Origin of the sequence: Pullulanibacillus sp. KACC 23026 (genome assembly GCF_029094525.1) — a bacterium.
Taxonomy (GTDB): Bacteria; Bacillota; Bacilli; order Bacillales; family Sporolactobacillaceae; genus KACC-23026.
This window is the reverse complement of the sequence record NZ_CP119107.1, coordinates 4,587,175-4,604,305: the sequence shown is the minus strand read 5'-3', so window position 1 is coordinate 4,604,305 and position 17,131 is coordinate 4,587,175. Positions and strand designations below refer to the sequence as shown.

13 protein-coding genes are annotated in these 17,131 nt (G+C 36.3%); 12 read left to right on the top strand and 1 reads right to left on the bottom strand.

Annotated elements, in window-relative coordinates; all coding sequences use genetic code 11:
• Nucleotides 1-206: 206 nt before the first annotated feature.
• From PU629_RS21360 to PU629_RS21345, 4 genes are read left to right on the top strand one after another with little or no spacing between them, the layout of a single operon-like run.
• On the top strand, nucleotides 207-2,504 hold the full coding sequence (locus tag PU629_RS21360) for a sensor histidine kinase (RefSeq protein WP_275282033.1): 2,298 nt from the start codon (nucleotides 207-209) through the stop codon (nucleotides 2,502-2,504).
• Between the two features lie 14 nt (nucleotides 2,505-2,518).
• On the top strand, nucleotides 2,519-3,133 hold the full coding sequence (locus PU629_RS21355; protein ID WP_275282032.1) for a hypothetical protein: 615 nt from the start codon (nucleotides 2,519-2,521) through the stop codon (nucleotides 3,131-3,133).
• Between the two features lie 4 nt (nucleotides 3,134-3,137).
• Nucleotides 3,138-3,740 (top strand): HNH endonuclease, encoded by a 603-nt coding sequence (locus tag PU629_RS21350; protein WP_275282031.1) that lies wholly within the window; start codon nucleotides 3,138-3,140, stop codon nucleotides 3,738-3,740.
• A 1-nt stretch (nucleotide 3,741) separates the two neighbouring features.
• Nucleotides 3,742-5,298, top strand: coding sequence for an Eco57I restriction-modification methylase domain-containing protein (locus PU629_RS21345; RefSeq protein WP_275282030.1), 1,557 nt, complete (start codon nucleotides 3,742-3,744; stop codon nucleotides 5,296-5,298).
• A 1,168-nt stretch (nucleotides 5,299-6,466) separates the two neighbouring features.
• On the opposite strand, the gene iadA is transcribed toward PU629_RS21345, so the two are convergent.
• Nucleotides 6,467-7,618 (bottom strand): beta-aspartyl-peptidase, encoded by a 1,152-nt coding sequence (iadA, locus tag PU629_RS21340; RefSeq protein WP_275282029.1) that lies wholly within the window; start codon nucleotides 7,616-7,618, stop codon nucleotides 6,467-6,469.
• 282 nt (nucleotides 7,619-7,900) lie between these two features.
• Between iadA and gsiB the strand changes: the two genes are divergently transcribed.
• The 8 genes from gsiB (at nucleotide 7,901) to PU629_RS21300 (ending at nucleotide 16,769) form a co-directional block, all read left to right on the top strand.
• The gene (gsiB, locus tag PU629_RS21335) at nucleotides 7,901-9,511 is read left to right on the top strand and encodes a glutathione ABC transporter substrate-binding protein GsiB (RefSeq protein ID WP_275282028.1); all 1,611 of its coding nucleotides are present in this window, start codon (nucleotides 7,901-7,903) and stop codon (nucleotides 9,509-9,511) included.
• 77 nt (nucleotides 9,512-9,588) lie between these two features.
• Nucleotides 9,589-10,509, top strand: a complete 921-nt coding sequence (gsiC, locus tag PU629_RS21330; protein ID WP_275282027.1) for a glutathione ABC transporter permease GsiC — start codon at nucleotides 9,589-9,591, stop codon at nucleotides 10,507-10,509.
• A 53-nt stretch (nucleotides 10,510-10,562) separates the two neighbouring features.
• A complete protein-coding gene (locus PU629_RS21325) occupies nucleotides 10,563-11,426 on the top strand; it encodes an ABC transporter permease subunit (protein WP_275284512.1) in 864 nt (287 codons plus the stop codon).
• Between the two features lie 22 nt (nucleotides 11,427-11,448).
• Nucleotides 11,449-12,435, top strand: a complete 987-nt coding sequence (locus tag PU629_RS21320) for an ABC transporter ATP-binding protein (protein ID WP_275282026.1) — start codon at nucleotides 11,449-11,451, stop codon at nucleotides 12,433-12,435.
• Nucleotide 12,436: 1 nt separating this feature from the next.
• Complete coding sequence (locus tag PU629_RS21315; protein ID WP_275282025.1) at nucleotides 12,437-13,399, top strand: ABC transporter ATP-binding protein; 963 nt, start codon at nucleotides 12,437-12,439, stop codon at nucleotides 13,397-13,399.
• A 22-nt stretch (nucleotides 13,400-13,421) separates the two neighbouring features.
• Entirely contained in the window at nucleotides 13,422-14,387 is a 966-nt protein-coding gene (locus PU629_RS21310) for a winged-helix domain-containing protein (RefSeq protein WP_275282024.1), read from the top strand.
• 54 nt (nucleotides 14,388-14,441) lie between these two features.
• A complete protein-coding gene (locus tag PU629_RS21305; protein WP_275282023.1) occupies nucleotides 14,442-15,182 on the top strand; it encodes a gamma-glutamyl-gamma-aminobutyrate hydrolase family protein in 741 nt (246 codons plus the stop codon).
• Between the two features lie 366 nt (nucleotides 15,183-15,548).
• Entirely contained in the window at nucleotides 15,549-16,769 is a 1,221-nt protein-coding gene (locus tag PU629_RS21300; RefSeq protein WP_275282022.1) for a macrolide family glycosyltransferase, read from the top strand.
• Nucleotides 16,770-17,131: the final 362 nt, after the last annotated feature.

Genomic DNA, 17,131 nt, shown 5'->3' with positions numbered 1-17,131 from the left:
ATGGAAAACATAATTAGTTAAAAGCGTTAAATGGCTGATAAGATTGTTCTCAAGGGAAAATATGTATATTGTCGTTTTGATTTGGACTATAACTGCTATAATTAAATTGAATAGCTTTTGTTAGTTTAAAAATAAGTCATAGACTAAAATATGAAGATTTATTCTTTAGTTTTAAAATGGCAAGTGTAGAATTGGGGGGAAGGACATTGCCAAAGGTAAATTTTAATGTGCACGCTTATACAGCTAGATTAATCGGGAGAGAGAATGTCTCAAAGTTAGAGGGGGCAGTACTTGAATTAGTTAAAAACACTTACGATGCAGATGCCTCACATTGTATCTTATATTATGAAAACTCCACTAAAAATCTTTATATTGCCGATAATGGGCAAGGAATGACAAAAGATATAATTGAGGAACATTGGATGACTATAGGAAATTCTTCAAAAGTAATAAATTACAGATCAGAAAAGGGAAGAATTCAAACGGGTGCTAAAGGTATAGGACGCTTTGCATTAGATCGAATTTCGGATGAATGTAAAATGTTTACAGAAACAAAGGGCTCAAAAATAGAATGGAATGTAAATTGGAGTGATTTTGAATCAGGTAGTAGGATTACTGAAATATACGCAGAATTAGATGAAGTTGATTATGAGATTAATGACTTTGTTAAGGATATAAAAAATCAGCAAATAAGAGAACTGTTCTCACGTGAATTCAAAAATACCGGTACAATTTTCAAATTAAGTGCATTGAGGGAAGAATGGTCTTTGGATTTAGTTGAGAGAATAAAGAATAATCTTGCAACACTAATTCCACCTGAAATTGAAAATATCTTTAAAGTTTATTTTTTTACCGAAAATACTAGCATAGAAGAAGCAAGAGTGAGTTTAAATGATGGATTGTTTTCATATGATTACAAGTTACAGTTTGAAGCAAGTTCTGATGGGAAAGTTGTTATCAAAATACATAGAGATGAATTTGATTTCAATGATAACCTTGAACAAATAATAAGAGAGGCAGGTTTTTCTTCAAAAGATAAGGAATATTTTTCAGGTACACCAATTATTCAGTATAAGACCTTACATGAATTGATGCCTAGTAAAAATCTCTCTTTTATTAATAACATTGGGGAATTTTCTGGAGTTCTTTATTTTTCTAAACTCTCTGCAACTAGAATTGATAAGGAAAAATACTATTATAAAGATTTTTCAGGAAGAATGGATTACAAAGAGACCTTCGGCGGAATAAAGATGTATAGAGATAACTTTAGAATTCGTCCATATGGAGAGCCAAAGACTTCAAATTATGATTGGTTATTGTTATCAAATAGGAAAGCAAAATCACCAGCAGCTATTGCAAGTAATGGACAGTGGAGAGTCAATTCTGATCAGATGTTGGGATCAATATATATTTCAAGAACAAACATTTCTATGCCAGACCAAGCAAACAGAGAAGGAATTGTAGAAACACCAGAATTTCGAAACTTTAGAGAGATACTTCTAGGAATCATTAAATTATTCGAAGAAGATCGTCAATATGTAATGAGATTACTAAATAAGTATCATGAGAAAACCCATTATACTGCTCAATATGAACATGAGATATTTACAAAAGCTAACCATGATGAAAAAAACCAGAAAAAGGAGAATAATGATGACAATCAAAGTAAGGAGAACAAACCAGGCAGCCAGTTTATTCCCCAATTAATAGAGGCTACAAAAGCAAAGACCGTCATTCAAGATAAGGAGAACATAATTCGGGATTTAGAAGATGAAAACCGATTATTAAGAGCCTTGGCAACGACAGGTATTGTTACAAACACTTACATACATGAAATTAAAGATTCCACACATAAACTAAGCATGAAAATTGTCATGGCAAAAGAGGCACTGGAATTAGATGATGATAAAAATGAAGCAATTGGGTATATAAATGAAGCAAGTGAAATAAAAAATTCATTTAATTCTTGGTTTAAAGTAACAATTGAATCTGTAAGGCGAGATAAGAGAACAATGAAAGAAATTGATCTTCAACAATTATTACAGGGTCTTGTTTCTTCATGGAATGATGTAGCCAGTAATAAAGGGATCCGTGTAAACTTAAGCATAGAAGAAATAAAATTCAAGTGCTTTCCTTATGAACTAGAAATTTTATTTAATAATCTAATTACTAATAGTATTACTTCTTTTGAAAGCATAAATGTAAAGAATAAAGAGATAAACATAAAGGTATATCAGTCGAGTTCGAGCGTTATGATTGAATATTCTGATACAGGGGCAGGTTTAAGTGCAGGATATAAAAATAATCCAAGAGAAATATTAAAACCACACGAAACAGATAAATTTAATGAGTTGGGTGAAAAGATAGGAACTGGAATGGGAATGTGGATAATTGACAAAACTGTTAGTGAATATAATGGAGAAGTCGATTTATCGCAGAATATATCTAGTCAAACAGGCTTTTTTATTAAAATAAGACTAAAAGGAAAAGTGAAAACTTTATGACAGGAGGAATCTAATTGTTTAAAGTTGGATTTGTAGATGATGATTCCGAAGCATACAAAGACTATAGGAAAAGATTACGTAGGAAAGACATTGATTTGCATTATTTGGATAACTGGAGAGAATTGAATGACATAGTTGAGTGGATCCTTTTAAATTCAATAGAGTGTCTAATTGTTGATCATAAGTTAACTGCAAAATATGCGTTTCATGGAACTAAAGTTGTTGCCTATATTAATAGTAAGCTCCCTGATTTACCTTGTTTAATATTGACAAATTATCCAGAGGATTCTAAAGATGAGAATTTAGTCGTTAAGAACCTGATTTTGGATCGAAATATTATGTCTAGTGATGATATTAGTGAAATTTGTGATATCATAAAACAAGCAGTATTTGTATTCCGTAATCGATTGGAAATTCATTTATCAGAGTATGAAACATTATTTCGGAAAAGAGAATCCGATATTATAAATTCTGAAGATGAGGAAACTTTTTTGCATCTGTATAAAATTTTGAAATCTTATGGAGAAGTTGATGATATTTCAACAGAGTTATTAAAAACAGAGGTGCATAAAAAAGTTGATAATCTAATGGCAAAATTAGATCGGTTTATCGACATAAATAGGGAGTAGGGTTATGGAGACAGCTACTAGATATAGAGTCCATGGGGAAATAAAAATAAAGAGAAGGAAAGACTTTCCTGTAGAAAATCATTATTCTAAGTATCGAGAATCTCTCAAGGAGGATTTTTCTCAACTATGTGGATATTGTGGAAAACATATGGTGGTTTCTAGAAAGGGCTTTGAAATTGACCACTTTGTACCTGTATCTACAGATATCGACAGAGAAACTGATTATAATAATCTTGTCTTTTCTTGTTTTACTTGTAACAGGAAAAAAAGTAAAAAGTGGCCAACTGAAAATAAAAACTTGTGTCATGATGGTATACGAGGTTTTATTGATCCAACATCAGAAGAATTTGATAACCATTTAGGTAGAAATTCAATAGGATCAATAGAACATTATACTGAGGTTGGTAAGTACATGCATCAAGTCTTTAAGTTTGATCTTCGGCCAACAGATATAGTATGGAAGTGTATGGAACTAAATAAAAGAAAAGAAACATTATATCAAATTAAAAGAAAAAGCAACCTTAAGATACAAGAGTTAGAACTATTTATGAGCATTCAGGAAGAGCTTGATGGTCTTTTAGAGTATTTGTTAGGAATAGGAGAGTAAAATGGATCAAAAGAAGACAGGATCTTTTTATACTCCTAAACCTCTAGTTAAGTACATGTGTGACTACGCTATAAAAAAAAATGTGGTAAATGAAATATTAGAGCCGTCAGTTGGAGATGGAAGGTTTTTAGAGGAATTAGTAAAATATAAAGAATTGTCTATTGACGCAGTTGAGATAGATCAGCAAAAAATAAATATCCTTAAAGATAAAAAGCTAGGTTCATCAGAATTAATTTGTGATAATTTTATGAAGTATGCAATGGAATGTGATAAACAATATGATTTAATAATAGGAAACCCGCCATATATAGCAAAAAAAAATTTGTCTGTAGAGGAAAGAGAAATAAACTTAAAAACTATAAGACATTGGTCTTTATCAGAAGAATTGTTTCAGAATACATGGGTATCTTTTGTCTTAGGTGCATTGAAATTGTTGGATAAGTCGAAAGGGGCTATTTTTTTTGTTCTGCCATTTGAATTCTTACAAGTTCATTATGCGGAAAAATTAAGAACATTTCTTGAAGAAATGTTCAATTTTATTCATATAACTACATTCCAAGAGAGTGTCTTTCCTGAAATTCAACAAGATGTTTGTTTAGTTTATATGAGCAATGAACAAAAGGATAAAGAACCAATCGTAAGATATACTACTGTAAAAAGTATTGATGACTTTCATCCTATTGAAGAGAGTGAAATTAAAAGAAATAAGCCATTAAAAAAGTGGTCAAACGCAATACTTAATGATAATGAAATTGAGTTATTAGTAAAATTATCTAATAAATATATAAAAGTGGCAGAGTTTGGGCACATATCACCAGGGATCGTTACTGGAGCAAATAATTTTTTTATTATTAATAAATTACTTACAGAAAAATTGAAAAGTAAAGAGAATACTATTCCCATAATACAAAAAAGCACAACCATCAACAGTATACTAATACTAACAAAAAGAGACTTTGAAAGTGCAGTTGACAATAATAAAAATACTTCTATGTTAAATTTAAATAGTATTGACTACTCAAATTTCAGCAAAGAATTAAAAGCATATTTATTAACTGGTATTGATCAAGGGTTTAATCTAAGATATAAGTGCGCTAAAAGAAAACGTTGGTATGACGTACCTATTATTAAATACGGGGATTTGATGTTTTTTAAAAGATATAATCAGTTGCCTAGGATTATTGTTAATAAAGCTGGAGTTTACACTACAGATATTGCATATAACATAAGACTGAACAAAAATTTTGATGCTTCTTCCATTGCTTTTTGTTTTTATAATTCTTTAACTATTACTCTTTGTGAATATCAGGGGCGTTTTTACGGTGGTGGCGTTTGTGAATTAGTACCAAGTGAATTTAAGTCACTAAGCATGCCTTATAAAAAAATTGATGAGTATGATGTTGAAAAATTAGATTTAATGTTTAGAAATAACGAGAAGCTCGAAAAGATAGTTGATTATGTGGATGGGATAGTGTTGAAGGAATTAGATGAAAAAGATATATTTCAATTAAAAATGATTCGGAACAAATACTTGTCTCGACGTTTAAAAATTCATTAAAGAAATGATTATTAATATTTTCACTGCAAGGGCTTATTGATAGTTATACTTTTATTTACACTTGAAAATCTATTCAAATCTTAACTTTCTTTCAAACCTACAATAGTTTAATAAAAAGCTTTCATAGTAGTACTGTTTTAAACAAATCAAGCTGAGGATAGTAATTACCCTCAGCTCAACTTGCTCATTACCAGTATCAGATTCTCGATAATATATCTCTGACTAATTCGGTAATTCCAAAACACAGAACAACAATTTTGGGTAATTCCGTTAAAATTTGCAATACCTCCTTTCTCAATCTAATATCCACGTTAGCAATTTTATTTTTAGAACTAACATCTTTTTACTGATCTAAGTGCATGTCTAATAACTTTAAAAAAACATATTGTGTTTTCTCATAAAACATTGATACGTCCAAAAAAGTAAGTAGTTTATGTACGTTATTAGAAAAAAGCTGAGAACTCATTTTTATTGGAGATCTCAGTTTTTTTAATTTTAGAGTAGATTCAAAATTACTATGTGATAATATTGGATTAAAGTTAGGAATAATCAATCTTTTTTATAAAAACTTTCACAATCTATAAATCAAACCCACGCATTTTGATCAATCTTTGTTCAAAACGCGTGGGTTTTTACTATTATAAAATCAATTTTTGTGGCGCATTTTTGATCGAACTTTATTCCAAAGCTACAAATTGTACTCGGACAAAAAAAGATGGTACTCAATTAATTGTTTATAAAAAGTATCGGTCAAATGGCCGGTACTTTTTTTGTACTTGTAAATGGCTGCTTTTGCAAACAGGGTTGTTTTAATTGGATGGTTTGTATTGAATGACAGTAGAGAAGATTCATTTCAAACAAAGAATTTTCTAAAATAATTGCTTAAAAAATACAGTTGGATATTCCGTATAGGCAAAATTGTGGAATAAGTGATCAAAAAAATGTTGGAAAGCCCATTGAATATAAAAATAAAAAGTTATATATTTTTTATCTTTGAGGATAGTGACTTTAACTAAAAGATAGGAGATGTTTGCTTATTTTTCATAAAAAGAATAGAACTCTTAGTAAGAAAGGACCCAACATATTAGTATAAAGTATGTTAGGTCCTTAAATTTATCCTTTATAAATAAGGCAATCCCAGTTTCACTTAAATGGGATTGCCTGACTATTATTTTTCAAATGTCCCCTTTACAACAGCTAGTCCTTCTTCCACCATCCTCTTTCCTTTGGCATAAACGTGTCGAAGGGCATAGGTTCCCTTTTGCATTACCACAACATCTGCATCATAATTTTCCGCTAACCTTCCTTTAGAGGTCAATTTCAAAACGGTTGCAGTATTTGAAGTGATTAATGGAAGAACTTCCTCTAGCCGAAGATCCTGTGTTCTTACTGTTTCCATGGCCTGTTCAAATAAAGTATAGGGACTTGCTACACCTAATCCAATAAATTGCCCTTTGTCATCAAATACGGGCAAACTGCCATTGCCGTCTGAGGACAAGGTTAGGTGTGATAAATCTCCTCCGTGCTTTTTGAAATAAGCAATCCACTCAGGGGTTGATTTACTACAAGTGATATCCACGTATGAGCCTTTATTGGCAAGAGCAATAGCATCATCAACTAATTCCTGGCTTCTTGTAATGTGGGTTGCATACAGTTGGATAGGGGGGATTTCAAATTTCTCCAGAAGCTGATGTAAGAGGCCAAGTTTCTCCTTTCCAGGACCGGTATGAAAATGGGTGACACCGGCTTTTTTGCTAAGTAATCCCCCAATGCGTGCTTCAGCTACCAATTTAGCTAATTCATGTAAAGAGGGCTGTGCCCCTCTGGAGTCCGATATGGCAATCTCAGCTGCACCAATGACCTTATCAATGAGAATCACGTCATCTTTTACCGATCCTGTAATGGTGGGTGTGGGGACATGATAATTACCTGTATAAATGTATGTAGTGACCCCTTCTTCTTCAAGACCCCTTGCTTTAGCAAGAAGAGATGTCATATGACGGGTTGTCCCGTCTGTTCCTAATAAACCAACAACAGTGGTTATACCTGCTGTTGTCAAATCAGTCAGTTGAAGTTCAGGTGTTCTTGTTGCAAATCCGCCTTCCCCCCCACCACCGATTAAATGAACATGTGGGTCAATAAAACCAGGGACAACGACATCACCTGAGGCGTCAATGACTTCTACAGGAAGATCAAGCTTTTGGTAGAGTGACTCATCAATCTCACCAATTTTGGCGATTTTTCCATCCACTATTAAAACAGATTTTATACCTAAAGGCTCAGGGGCATAGACTTCACCGTTTTTTATAATTGTAATCAATTGCCTTCTTCCCTTCTTTTATTTTGTTGAATTTTCAATCTTTATACAATATAACCGTTTACAACCAATTAATACCAATATAACATTAGTGCTCTTTTTAGGGAATGAAAACATTTCCAAATGGTTTGGATAACCCTTTCCTTTATATTTATCTAAAAATTTTAATAATGATATATATTTTAATTGACAAAATAGTTACTCTTGATTGAAAATAGGGTTTAATAGGTTATATTGGACAAATATAATCTATTACACTACTTAAATCATGATTGGGGGAAAACCATGAAAAAGTCTCTTTTCGGATTAATGGCGATTTTGCTCGTCCTCATGCTGGCATTGGCAGGATGCAGTTCAAAATCAACAAACGCGGGTTCAACGGGTACTGGCGGTGGTTCAAGTGGTAGTTCCGCAAAGAAAGTTACCAAAAATAACAAAGATATCACTATTGGAGTCTCTGATAATTTTGTCAGCCTTGACCCTCATGATACAAATGACACATTATCCTTTTCAGCAGAGAAAACCATGTATGAAGGTCTCGTTGGTTTTGATAAGGATATGAAAATTGTTCCAGTATTGGCTAAAAGTTATTCTGCCAACGCTAATGCAACGGAATTTACCTTCAAACTTAAAAAAGGTATCAAATTTCAAGATGGTACGCCATTTAATGCAGAAGCAGTAAAGGCAAATATCGACCGTTTGGCAGACCCTAACAGTAAATTAAAGCGTCACAGCCTGTTTGCCATGGTAAAGGAAACTAAGGTTGTGGATGATTACACAGTTAAAGTTATCCTAAGTCAGCCTTTTGGTGCGATGATTAATAACTTTGCTCACCCAGCAGCTATGATGATTAGTCCAACCGCTTTGAAAAAATATGGTAACGACATTGCGAAACATCCAGTAGGTACTGGCCCATATAAATTTGCTGAGTGGGTCCCCGGTGATCATTTAAAAGTAGTAAAAAATCCAGACTACTGGCAGAAAGGCAAGCCTAAACTAGACAGCATTACATTTAAACCAACTCCAGAGGATGGTTCACGTATTGCAATGCTCCAGACAGGTGAAGCTGATATGATTTATCCAGTACCAACAGAACAAGCGAAGAGCGTAAATGGTAAAAATGGCATTAGTGTTGTTGCAAAGCCATCCATCATTGTTCGCTACCTCTCCATGAACGTCAACAAAAAACCATTTAATAATGTTAAGGTCAGACAGGCCATCAACTATGCAATTAATAAAGATGCTTTCATTAAAGTCGTTATGAACGGTTATGCTGATCCAATGAAATCAGTCATTGCTCCTAACACACAATTTTATTCTGAGCAACAACCATACACTTTCAACTTAGCCAAAGCAAAAGAATTGCTGAAGGAAGCCGGCTATCCTAACGGTTTCACGACAACTCTGTGGGGTAGTAATACTTCTGCGTCTACAAAAGCTATGGAGTTCATCCAACAGCAATTGGCGCAAGTTAATATCAAAGTAAATGTAGTTCCAATGGAATCCGGTACAATGTCTGATAAGATTTGGGGAGTACAAGATCCTAAGAAGGCTCAAATTGAAATGTACTATGGTGGCTGGTCACCATCTACGGGTGATGCTGACTGGGGTATTCGTCCACTGCTTTCAGGAGACTCCTTCCCTCCAAGTTCTTATAACACAGCTTATTACAAGAACGATCAAGTGGACAGCTTAATTCAAGATGCCCTAAAGACAGCTGACCCAACCAAACGTAAAGCGGCTTATGACCAAATGCAAAAAATAATTTGGAATGATGCACCTTGGGCTGCATTAGACGTTGATGATACCATCTATGCAACACATGACTACCTTAAAGGTGCCTACTTATTACCAGATGGTTCACTTGATGTAACTAACGCTGAAATTCAACAATGATCAAAAATGAAGCGCTAATTCATGAATTAGCGCTTCATTCTCCTATTTCTAATTTTTAAAGGTGGGATAATAAGAAGATGCTTAAGTACATTGTTCGCCGCTTACTGGGAATTATCCCAATACTCATTGTTATATCAATCTTTATCTTTCTGTTTGTTCATCTGATTCCTGGTGATCCCGCTCGACTTGTTGCAGGACAAGATGCTACAGCACAAGATGTTGCTGCTGTTCGAAAGAGCTTAGGTTTAGATAAACCATTGATTCAGCAATACTTTACTTTTATTAATCATATTCTCCATGGGAATTTAGGAACGTCTCTTAAAACTAAGCAACCAGTTACAAACATGATTGCTCAGAGATTTATGCCTACCCTTTGGCTGAGCCTGTTAAGCATTGTCTGGGCTGTGATTGCCGGTCTATTAGTTGGTGTTATTTCTGCAACCAAAAGAAATAAGTGGCAGGATTTCACCGGAATGGCCGCAGCGGTTTCAGGGATTTCATTACCTTCGTTTTGGTTAGGGCTTATGGTTATGCAGCTTTTTTCTGTTAAACTTGGCTGGCTGCCAACCGGTGGACTTGAGTCCTGGAAAAGTTATATTCTTCCTTCACTTACTTTAGGTTTGGGGATTGCGGCTGTCATTGCCCGATTTACACGTTCATCACTCATGGAAGTATTAAAGGAGGATTATGTTAGGACTAGCCGGGCAAAGGGCTTATGGGAACGAAAAGTTATTTGGGACCATGCTTTAAAAAATGCGCTCATTCCTGTTGTCACAATGACCGGTTTGCAATTTGGTTTTCTCCTTGGAGGTTCAGTGGTTGTAGAGACGGTCTTCAGTTGGCCAGGACTGGGGAGATTAATGATTGATTCTATTGCTTTTCGGGATTACCCTGTTATTCAAGCTGAGATGCTATTATTTTCACTCGAATTTCTACTAATCAATCTGATTGTTGATGTACTATATGGCATTCTCAATCCACAAATACGCTACAATTAAAGGAGGGAGAACTTGTGGCAGAGTTACAAAAACAAATATACACACCAAAGCCAATGATTGATAAAAAGGAAAAAATAGAAACTCCCTTTACTGATTTTTGGAAAAAGTTCAAAAAACAAAAAATGGCATTAGTATCTAGTTTTTTTGTTATAGTTCTTATAATAATTGCTATCCTTGGACCATTAATTGCGCCATATGCTTCAAGTGCTTTTGATTATAACTCGGTCTTACAAGGGCCTTCAGCAAAGCATTGGGCAGGAACAGATGCCTATGGCAGGGATATTTTTAGCAGGATTCTTGTTGGAACACGTATTTCACTGTTTATTGGTTTCTTTTCTGTTTTCTTAGGGGCAGTTGGTGGAACCATATTGGGGCTTATCAGTGGATTCTATGGTAAATGGATTGACAGCCTGATCATGAGAATTTGTGATGTCCTATTTGCCTTCCCTGGTATTATTCTCGCGATTGGAATTATAGCCATCCTCGGACCAGGGTTAACAAACGTGGTTATTGCCGTAGCTATCTTTAGTATCCCTACATTTGCTCGAATTGTAAGAAGTACGACACTGTCAGTAAAAGCAGCCCTTTATGTAGAAGCGACAAAATCAATGGGAGCTTCAAATCGCCGATTAATTTGGAAACACATCTTTCCTGGGACCCTCTCCAGTATCATCGTATATTTTACTATGAGGATTGGCAACGCCATTCTTACTGCGGCAAGTCTTAGTTTCCTGGGATTGGGAGCCCAGCCGCCAACACCTGAGTGGGGAGCCATGCTAAGTTCGGGTAGAGACTATTTAAATACAGCACCTTATGTCGCTATCTTTCCTGGTCTTGCTATTTTCTTCGCAGTTCTAGTATTCAACTTATTAGGTGATGGCTTGCGTGATGCACTAGATCCAAAAATTAAGGAATAAAAGACGGGAGGAGAATCAGGAAATGACATTATTAGACGTCAATGATCTTAAAACCTATTTCTTTAGTGATGGTCGGCCAATTCCTGCCGTAGATGGCGTCTCCTTTACAGTCAATAAAGGGGAAACTGTAGGCATCGTGGGAGAATCTGGTTCTGGTAAAAGTGTTACTTCGCTTTCCATCATGAAACTATTACATGATACAAGTGCCAAAACGATGGGTGGTTCGATTACTTTCAATGGAAAAAACCTATTAGATGTCTCAGAACGGGAAATGAGAAAAATTCGTGGTAACGATATCGCCATGATCTTCCAAGAACCCATGACCTCTCTGAATCCAGTTCACAAAATTGGCAAGCAAATAAGAGAGGCCATTGAACTTCATATGAATCTATCTAAAAAAGAAGCCGAGAAAAGAACAATCGATATGCTCAAACTGGTGGGGATCCCAAGAGCAGAGGAAATATACAATGAATATCCCCATCAGTTATCCGGCGGGATGCGTCAAAGAGTTATGATTGCCATGGCCATGTCTTGTGAGCCAATGCTTTTGATTGCAGATGAGCCGACTACTGCACTTGATGTCACCATTCAAGCGCAAATCCTTGAACTAATGAAGGACTTAAATGAAAAAAATGAGACATCCGTTCTTCTTATTACACACGATCTAGGCGTTGTTGCCGAAATGTGTGACCGTGTAGTGGTTATGTACGCAGGAAAAGTGGTTGAGGAAGGTGATGTGCTTTCAATCTTTGATAATCCACAACATCCTTACACTCAAGGACTATTGGCTTCCACCCCAAAACTAAATGAGAAGAGAGACCGTCTGGGATCTATTCCAGGAAATGTTCCGAGTCCTACAAATATGCCAAGGGGTTGCAGTTTTGCCCCGCGCTGTTCAAAGGTTATGGAGCTATGTTGGGAGAAAGAACCCAATTTATTAATGGATGATACTGGGAATAAATGTCGTTGCTGGCTGTATCAAACTGAGCCAACGAAGGAAGGTGTTTAATATGCCCGCACCACTTGTTGAAGTTAAAAATTTAAAAAAACATTTTCCTGTTAAAGGTGGACTGTTTTCAAAGAAGCAATATGTAAAAGCTGTTGACGGTGTTTCATTTGAAATTAATCAAGGGGAAACCCTAGGTCTGGTCGGAGAATCCGGTTGTGGAAAGTCAACCACTGGCAGAATGCTCATGAGTCTTATTGAACCATCAGAAGGCCAAATTATTTTTAATGGTGATGACCTCACTAAAATGTCACCTAAGAAACTCAGAGAAGTACGCAAGGATTTTCAGATGGTATTTCAAGATCCTTATGCTTCACTTAATCCGCGGATGAAGGTTCGAGACATTATTGCCGAGCCTTTAATTATTCATGGGTATGACCGGGATAAAATTTCTCGTCGTATTGCAGAATTAATGGATCTTGTGGGGTTAAATGCTGAACAGGCCAAGAGATATCCACACGAGTTTAGCGGAGGCCAGAGACAAAGAATTGGGATTGCCAGGGCACTTGCCATCAATCCTAAATTGATTATTGCAGATGAACCTGTCTCTGCACTTGACGTTTCCATACAATCACAGATTGTAAACTTGCTTCAAGACCTTCAAGAAGAGATGGGTTTAACATATCTTTTTATTGCCCATGATTTGAGCGTTATTGAACATATTAGTCATCGGATTGGTGTTATGTACCTTGGCAGATTAGTAGAATTGGCGGATAAAGAGTCGCTCTATAAAAAACCATTACACCCATATACTGAGGCACTTATTTCAGCGGTACCTATTCCTGATCCCAAAATCAAAAGAGAACGAATTGTCCTTAGAGGAGATATTCCTAGTCCATCAAATCCTCCAAGCGGGTGTCTATTCCACACACGTTGTCCAGTGGCTATGGATGTTTGCCGTACAGTTGTTCCGCAAATTAAAGAAATTAAAGATGGGCATTTTGTATCCTGTCATCTATACCAATAGGGCAGAGATAGGATGGATGTAAATGAAGAACAGGAAGCACCTTCTAGTTATTGCTATTCAAGAAAAATATCTCAAAATCTTATCTGTGCAAATAAAAGATTTGTTCAGAGATAGGATTTCTGTAAGCTCTGTTACTGTAAAAGAACTTAATCATGACTCGTACAAAATGGCTGATGCGATCCTTTTATCGGGAACATTTATATACCAATTAGTGAAGGGGTTCTTACCAAAGGATATTCCTGTTATTTTTGCAAAAAGAGCTGTTAACACCTTTAATATTAAAGAACTGATGGAACTACCTAAAGGTCAAACTATTTTAGTTGTAAATGACCAAAAGCAAAACACAGATGAAACGGTAGAAAACTTAAACAAAATTGTTTTTGAACATCATTTCATTCCTTATTATCCTGATTATCCAATTGACAAAGAAATAGATTATATTGTGACTCCTGGTGAACGAGATTTAGTACCATCTTTCTTCAAAAAGGTAATTGACGTTGGTACAAGAGTGTTGGATTTGGGTACTGTATTTTCAATAATCAACACATTGGGATTGTCTTATGATAGCCATGAAGACGTGATGTTTCTTTATATGAGATCCTTGGTTTATCTGTCTAACGAAGGCGGATTAAGTACCCATTTTCCTGTACAAGGAGGAGAGATTTTAGAGAATGCTATTTTAGAGGATAAGGATAATAGTCACATGATTTATGTGATTGAACAGCATGGCTTTTTAGAAGAAAGCCTCCATATTCTAAAAATACTTTTACAGGGAAAAGAGAACTTTTCCTCATACGGGAGGAAATCATTGGAGAAGATGCTTTACGAGAGCAGTACCATAGAGTTAACAGAGCAACAGCTTAGACAACGTTTAAAAGTTCTACAGGAATTAGGGTTAGTAAATGTCAGACAAGGCCGGGCAGGAACAACAATATCAAAATTAGGGGAAACCTTTTTGAAAAATAATTCTATATCATTCCCAGGATAAATTAAGGGACTAAAGGCACTTCAACCATTTTAATTGAGATAGGATTGACGATAAATGAAGCCCATAATCGGTGTATCAGGCAGCCATATTATAGATCAGAGTGGCCGATGGCCTGGTTATACAAGAGCATATGTAAACGATAATTATATTCAATCAGTGGTCAAAGCTGGTGGAGTTCCTTATATGATACCGCTTGTTTATGATGAAGAGGTTATTAAACATCAAGTTGAGAATCTTGACGGTTTAGTTCTATCCGGAGGCCAGGATGTTTCTCCTGTTTTCTACAATGAGGAACCACTTCAGAAACTCGGGGGGATCTTCCCAGAAAGAGATCAGTTTGATATGTTATTAATTCGCCAAATGCTGGCACAAAAAAAACCAGTGTTCGCTATCTGCCGAGGAATCCAAATCCTAAACGTAGCCTTTGGTGGGTCACTACACCAAGATCTTTCTTATGTTGATGGATGTTACATTAAACATAATCAGTATTCATCACCAAGCTTAGCCACTCATACTATTACAATTGAGCCCCAATCCCAATTGAGTAACATCCTTGGTGAAACAAGCAGGGTCAACTCATTCCATCATCAGGCCCTTAAAGATATAGCACCTGGTTTTAAAGTGACAGCCAAGGCTGCTGATGGTATCGTTGAAGCAATTGAGTATGTCGGTGATAGCTATATTCTGGGCGTCCAATGGCATCCAGAAATGATGGCTGCTACGAATTCTTCAATGCTTACTTTATTTGAAAATTTAGTGGCAGAAGCTAAAAAGAAAAAAACACAGCCTTGTTAATGTTGGGGTCACAATCAGAACAGTAAACTGATTGTGGCTTTTTGCTTATATAGAAATAATCAGGTTTTGGCTGAATACGAAATCTGATAAGTCCGTTGTGGGGCCAAGATGCCATTTGATAAAATTGTATGGAGGTCATGTCGAGCGTTTTTTTCTCTCTGGTCTCTAAAGCTGGAGTCGGCTTTCTGGGCTTAAGGCTGTTGAGATTGCGTGGCTCAAAACGGATTTAGCAAGTACAGTATTTCGGGTCTGCTTGAACGACAAACTTGTGTTTGACATCGTCTGAATTTTTTTGTCCTTGCCTATAACACAGTTTATTTTTCCATCGGTTTTTGAAGGTCGATTAACTACGAAAAGGTGATAAGTATGGCACGTGTTTTACTTATTAATGGTGGCTCTGAAGGGCATATCAATCCCACACTTGGAGTGGTCCAAGAACTGATACGTCGTGGAGAAGAAGTCGTTTATTTTACGATGGAGCCATTTCGTGATCGTGTTGAGCCAACAGGTGCGGATGTGATCACCTACGATGCAGGGAAGTTCATTGAAGCATTAAGTGCCGGAAAGGTTAGTCCGTGGAGCCTTAATCCATGGGGCCAGGTGGCAGGTCTTTTACGCACCGCTGACATCGTTATTCCCAGTTTTCTGGAACAAACCAAAGGAAAACAGTTTGATTACATCATTCATGATTCTAAGTTTGGCTGTGGGCATCTGATCGCCCAAACACTTGACCTGCCAGCGATCAACTCGTGCACAAGTTTTGCTTTTCAACGAAACAACTTTGACCATTTTCAAGACCACCTCTCTAGGCGATTTACAGAAGACATGAATGAGCTTGCACAGCAGGAGTTTCAACAGCAGGTCACTCACGTCCAAGCGAAATACAATGTGCGAGTTGAATCTACTTATGAGGTTTTCTTCAATCCTGCACCTTTGACCCTTGTCTACACGTCTAAACACTTCCAGCCCGATGGAGAAAGCTTCGATGAATCGTACAAGTTTGTTGGGCCGTCGGTCGCTTCACGCTCACACGGTCAGTTTGATTTTTCTCATGTGGACTTGGATAATCTGATTTACATTTCACTCGGTACAGTGGCTGGTCAGGCAATCGATTTTTATAAACTCTGCTTTGAGGCGTTTGCAACTACTAAATATACAGTAATTTTGTCCATCGGCAGACAAACCCAAATAGAGGAGTTGGGAGATATTCCCGCAAATTTTGCTGTCTATAATTACGTCCCGCAGCTTGAAGTGCTGCAACATGCAAAAGTGTTTATCACGCACGGTGGTATGAACAGCACGAGTGAAGGTCTTTATTACGGTGTGCCGCTGATTGTGATTCCTCAACAAAGCATCGACCAACCGGTTATTGCGCGACGTGTGGCTGAAATCGGTGCGGGAATCCACCTCAACCAGGAAGACTTGATGGCGGGAGAGCTCCGAGAGGCAACAAGACAAGTGCTCGAGGATCCGTCATTCAAGCAGGTATGCATGGATGTTCGGGATTCCTTTCGTGAGGCAGGCGGATATGATCGAGCTGTTGAAGAAATATTCGCGTTTAAACAAAGTCTTGGCATTACGAAATGAAAGAGAGTCAACCGGAAGAATCCCCAGCTAACCAGATAGTGAACATATTTTTCATAAAAAATACCATGCCTATTTCATGAACTGACTTGCAACGATTAATTGCGTCAGATTCGTGCGGAGTCATTGATGTGCCAATTTTATTGTTAAAGCACAACCATTTCGGATAGAAAATTGGAATATTAGTAAAGGCATCGACCTTGTAGTCGGTGTTTTTTTATGCTTAGTAGGATTAAGCCCCCTGTAAAAGGAATTTCAAAAGGGGATATTAAATTTGAAACTTTTATTCTTTAAACCTTTTTTAGGCATATTTTATAATAGTTGAATAACTCGTCCGTCTTAAAAAGGGGCCATTCTACAAACTG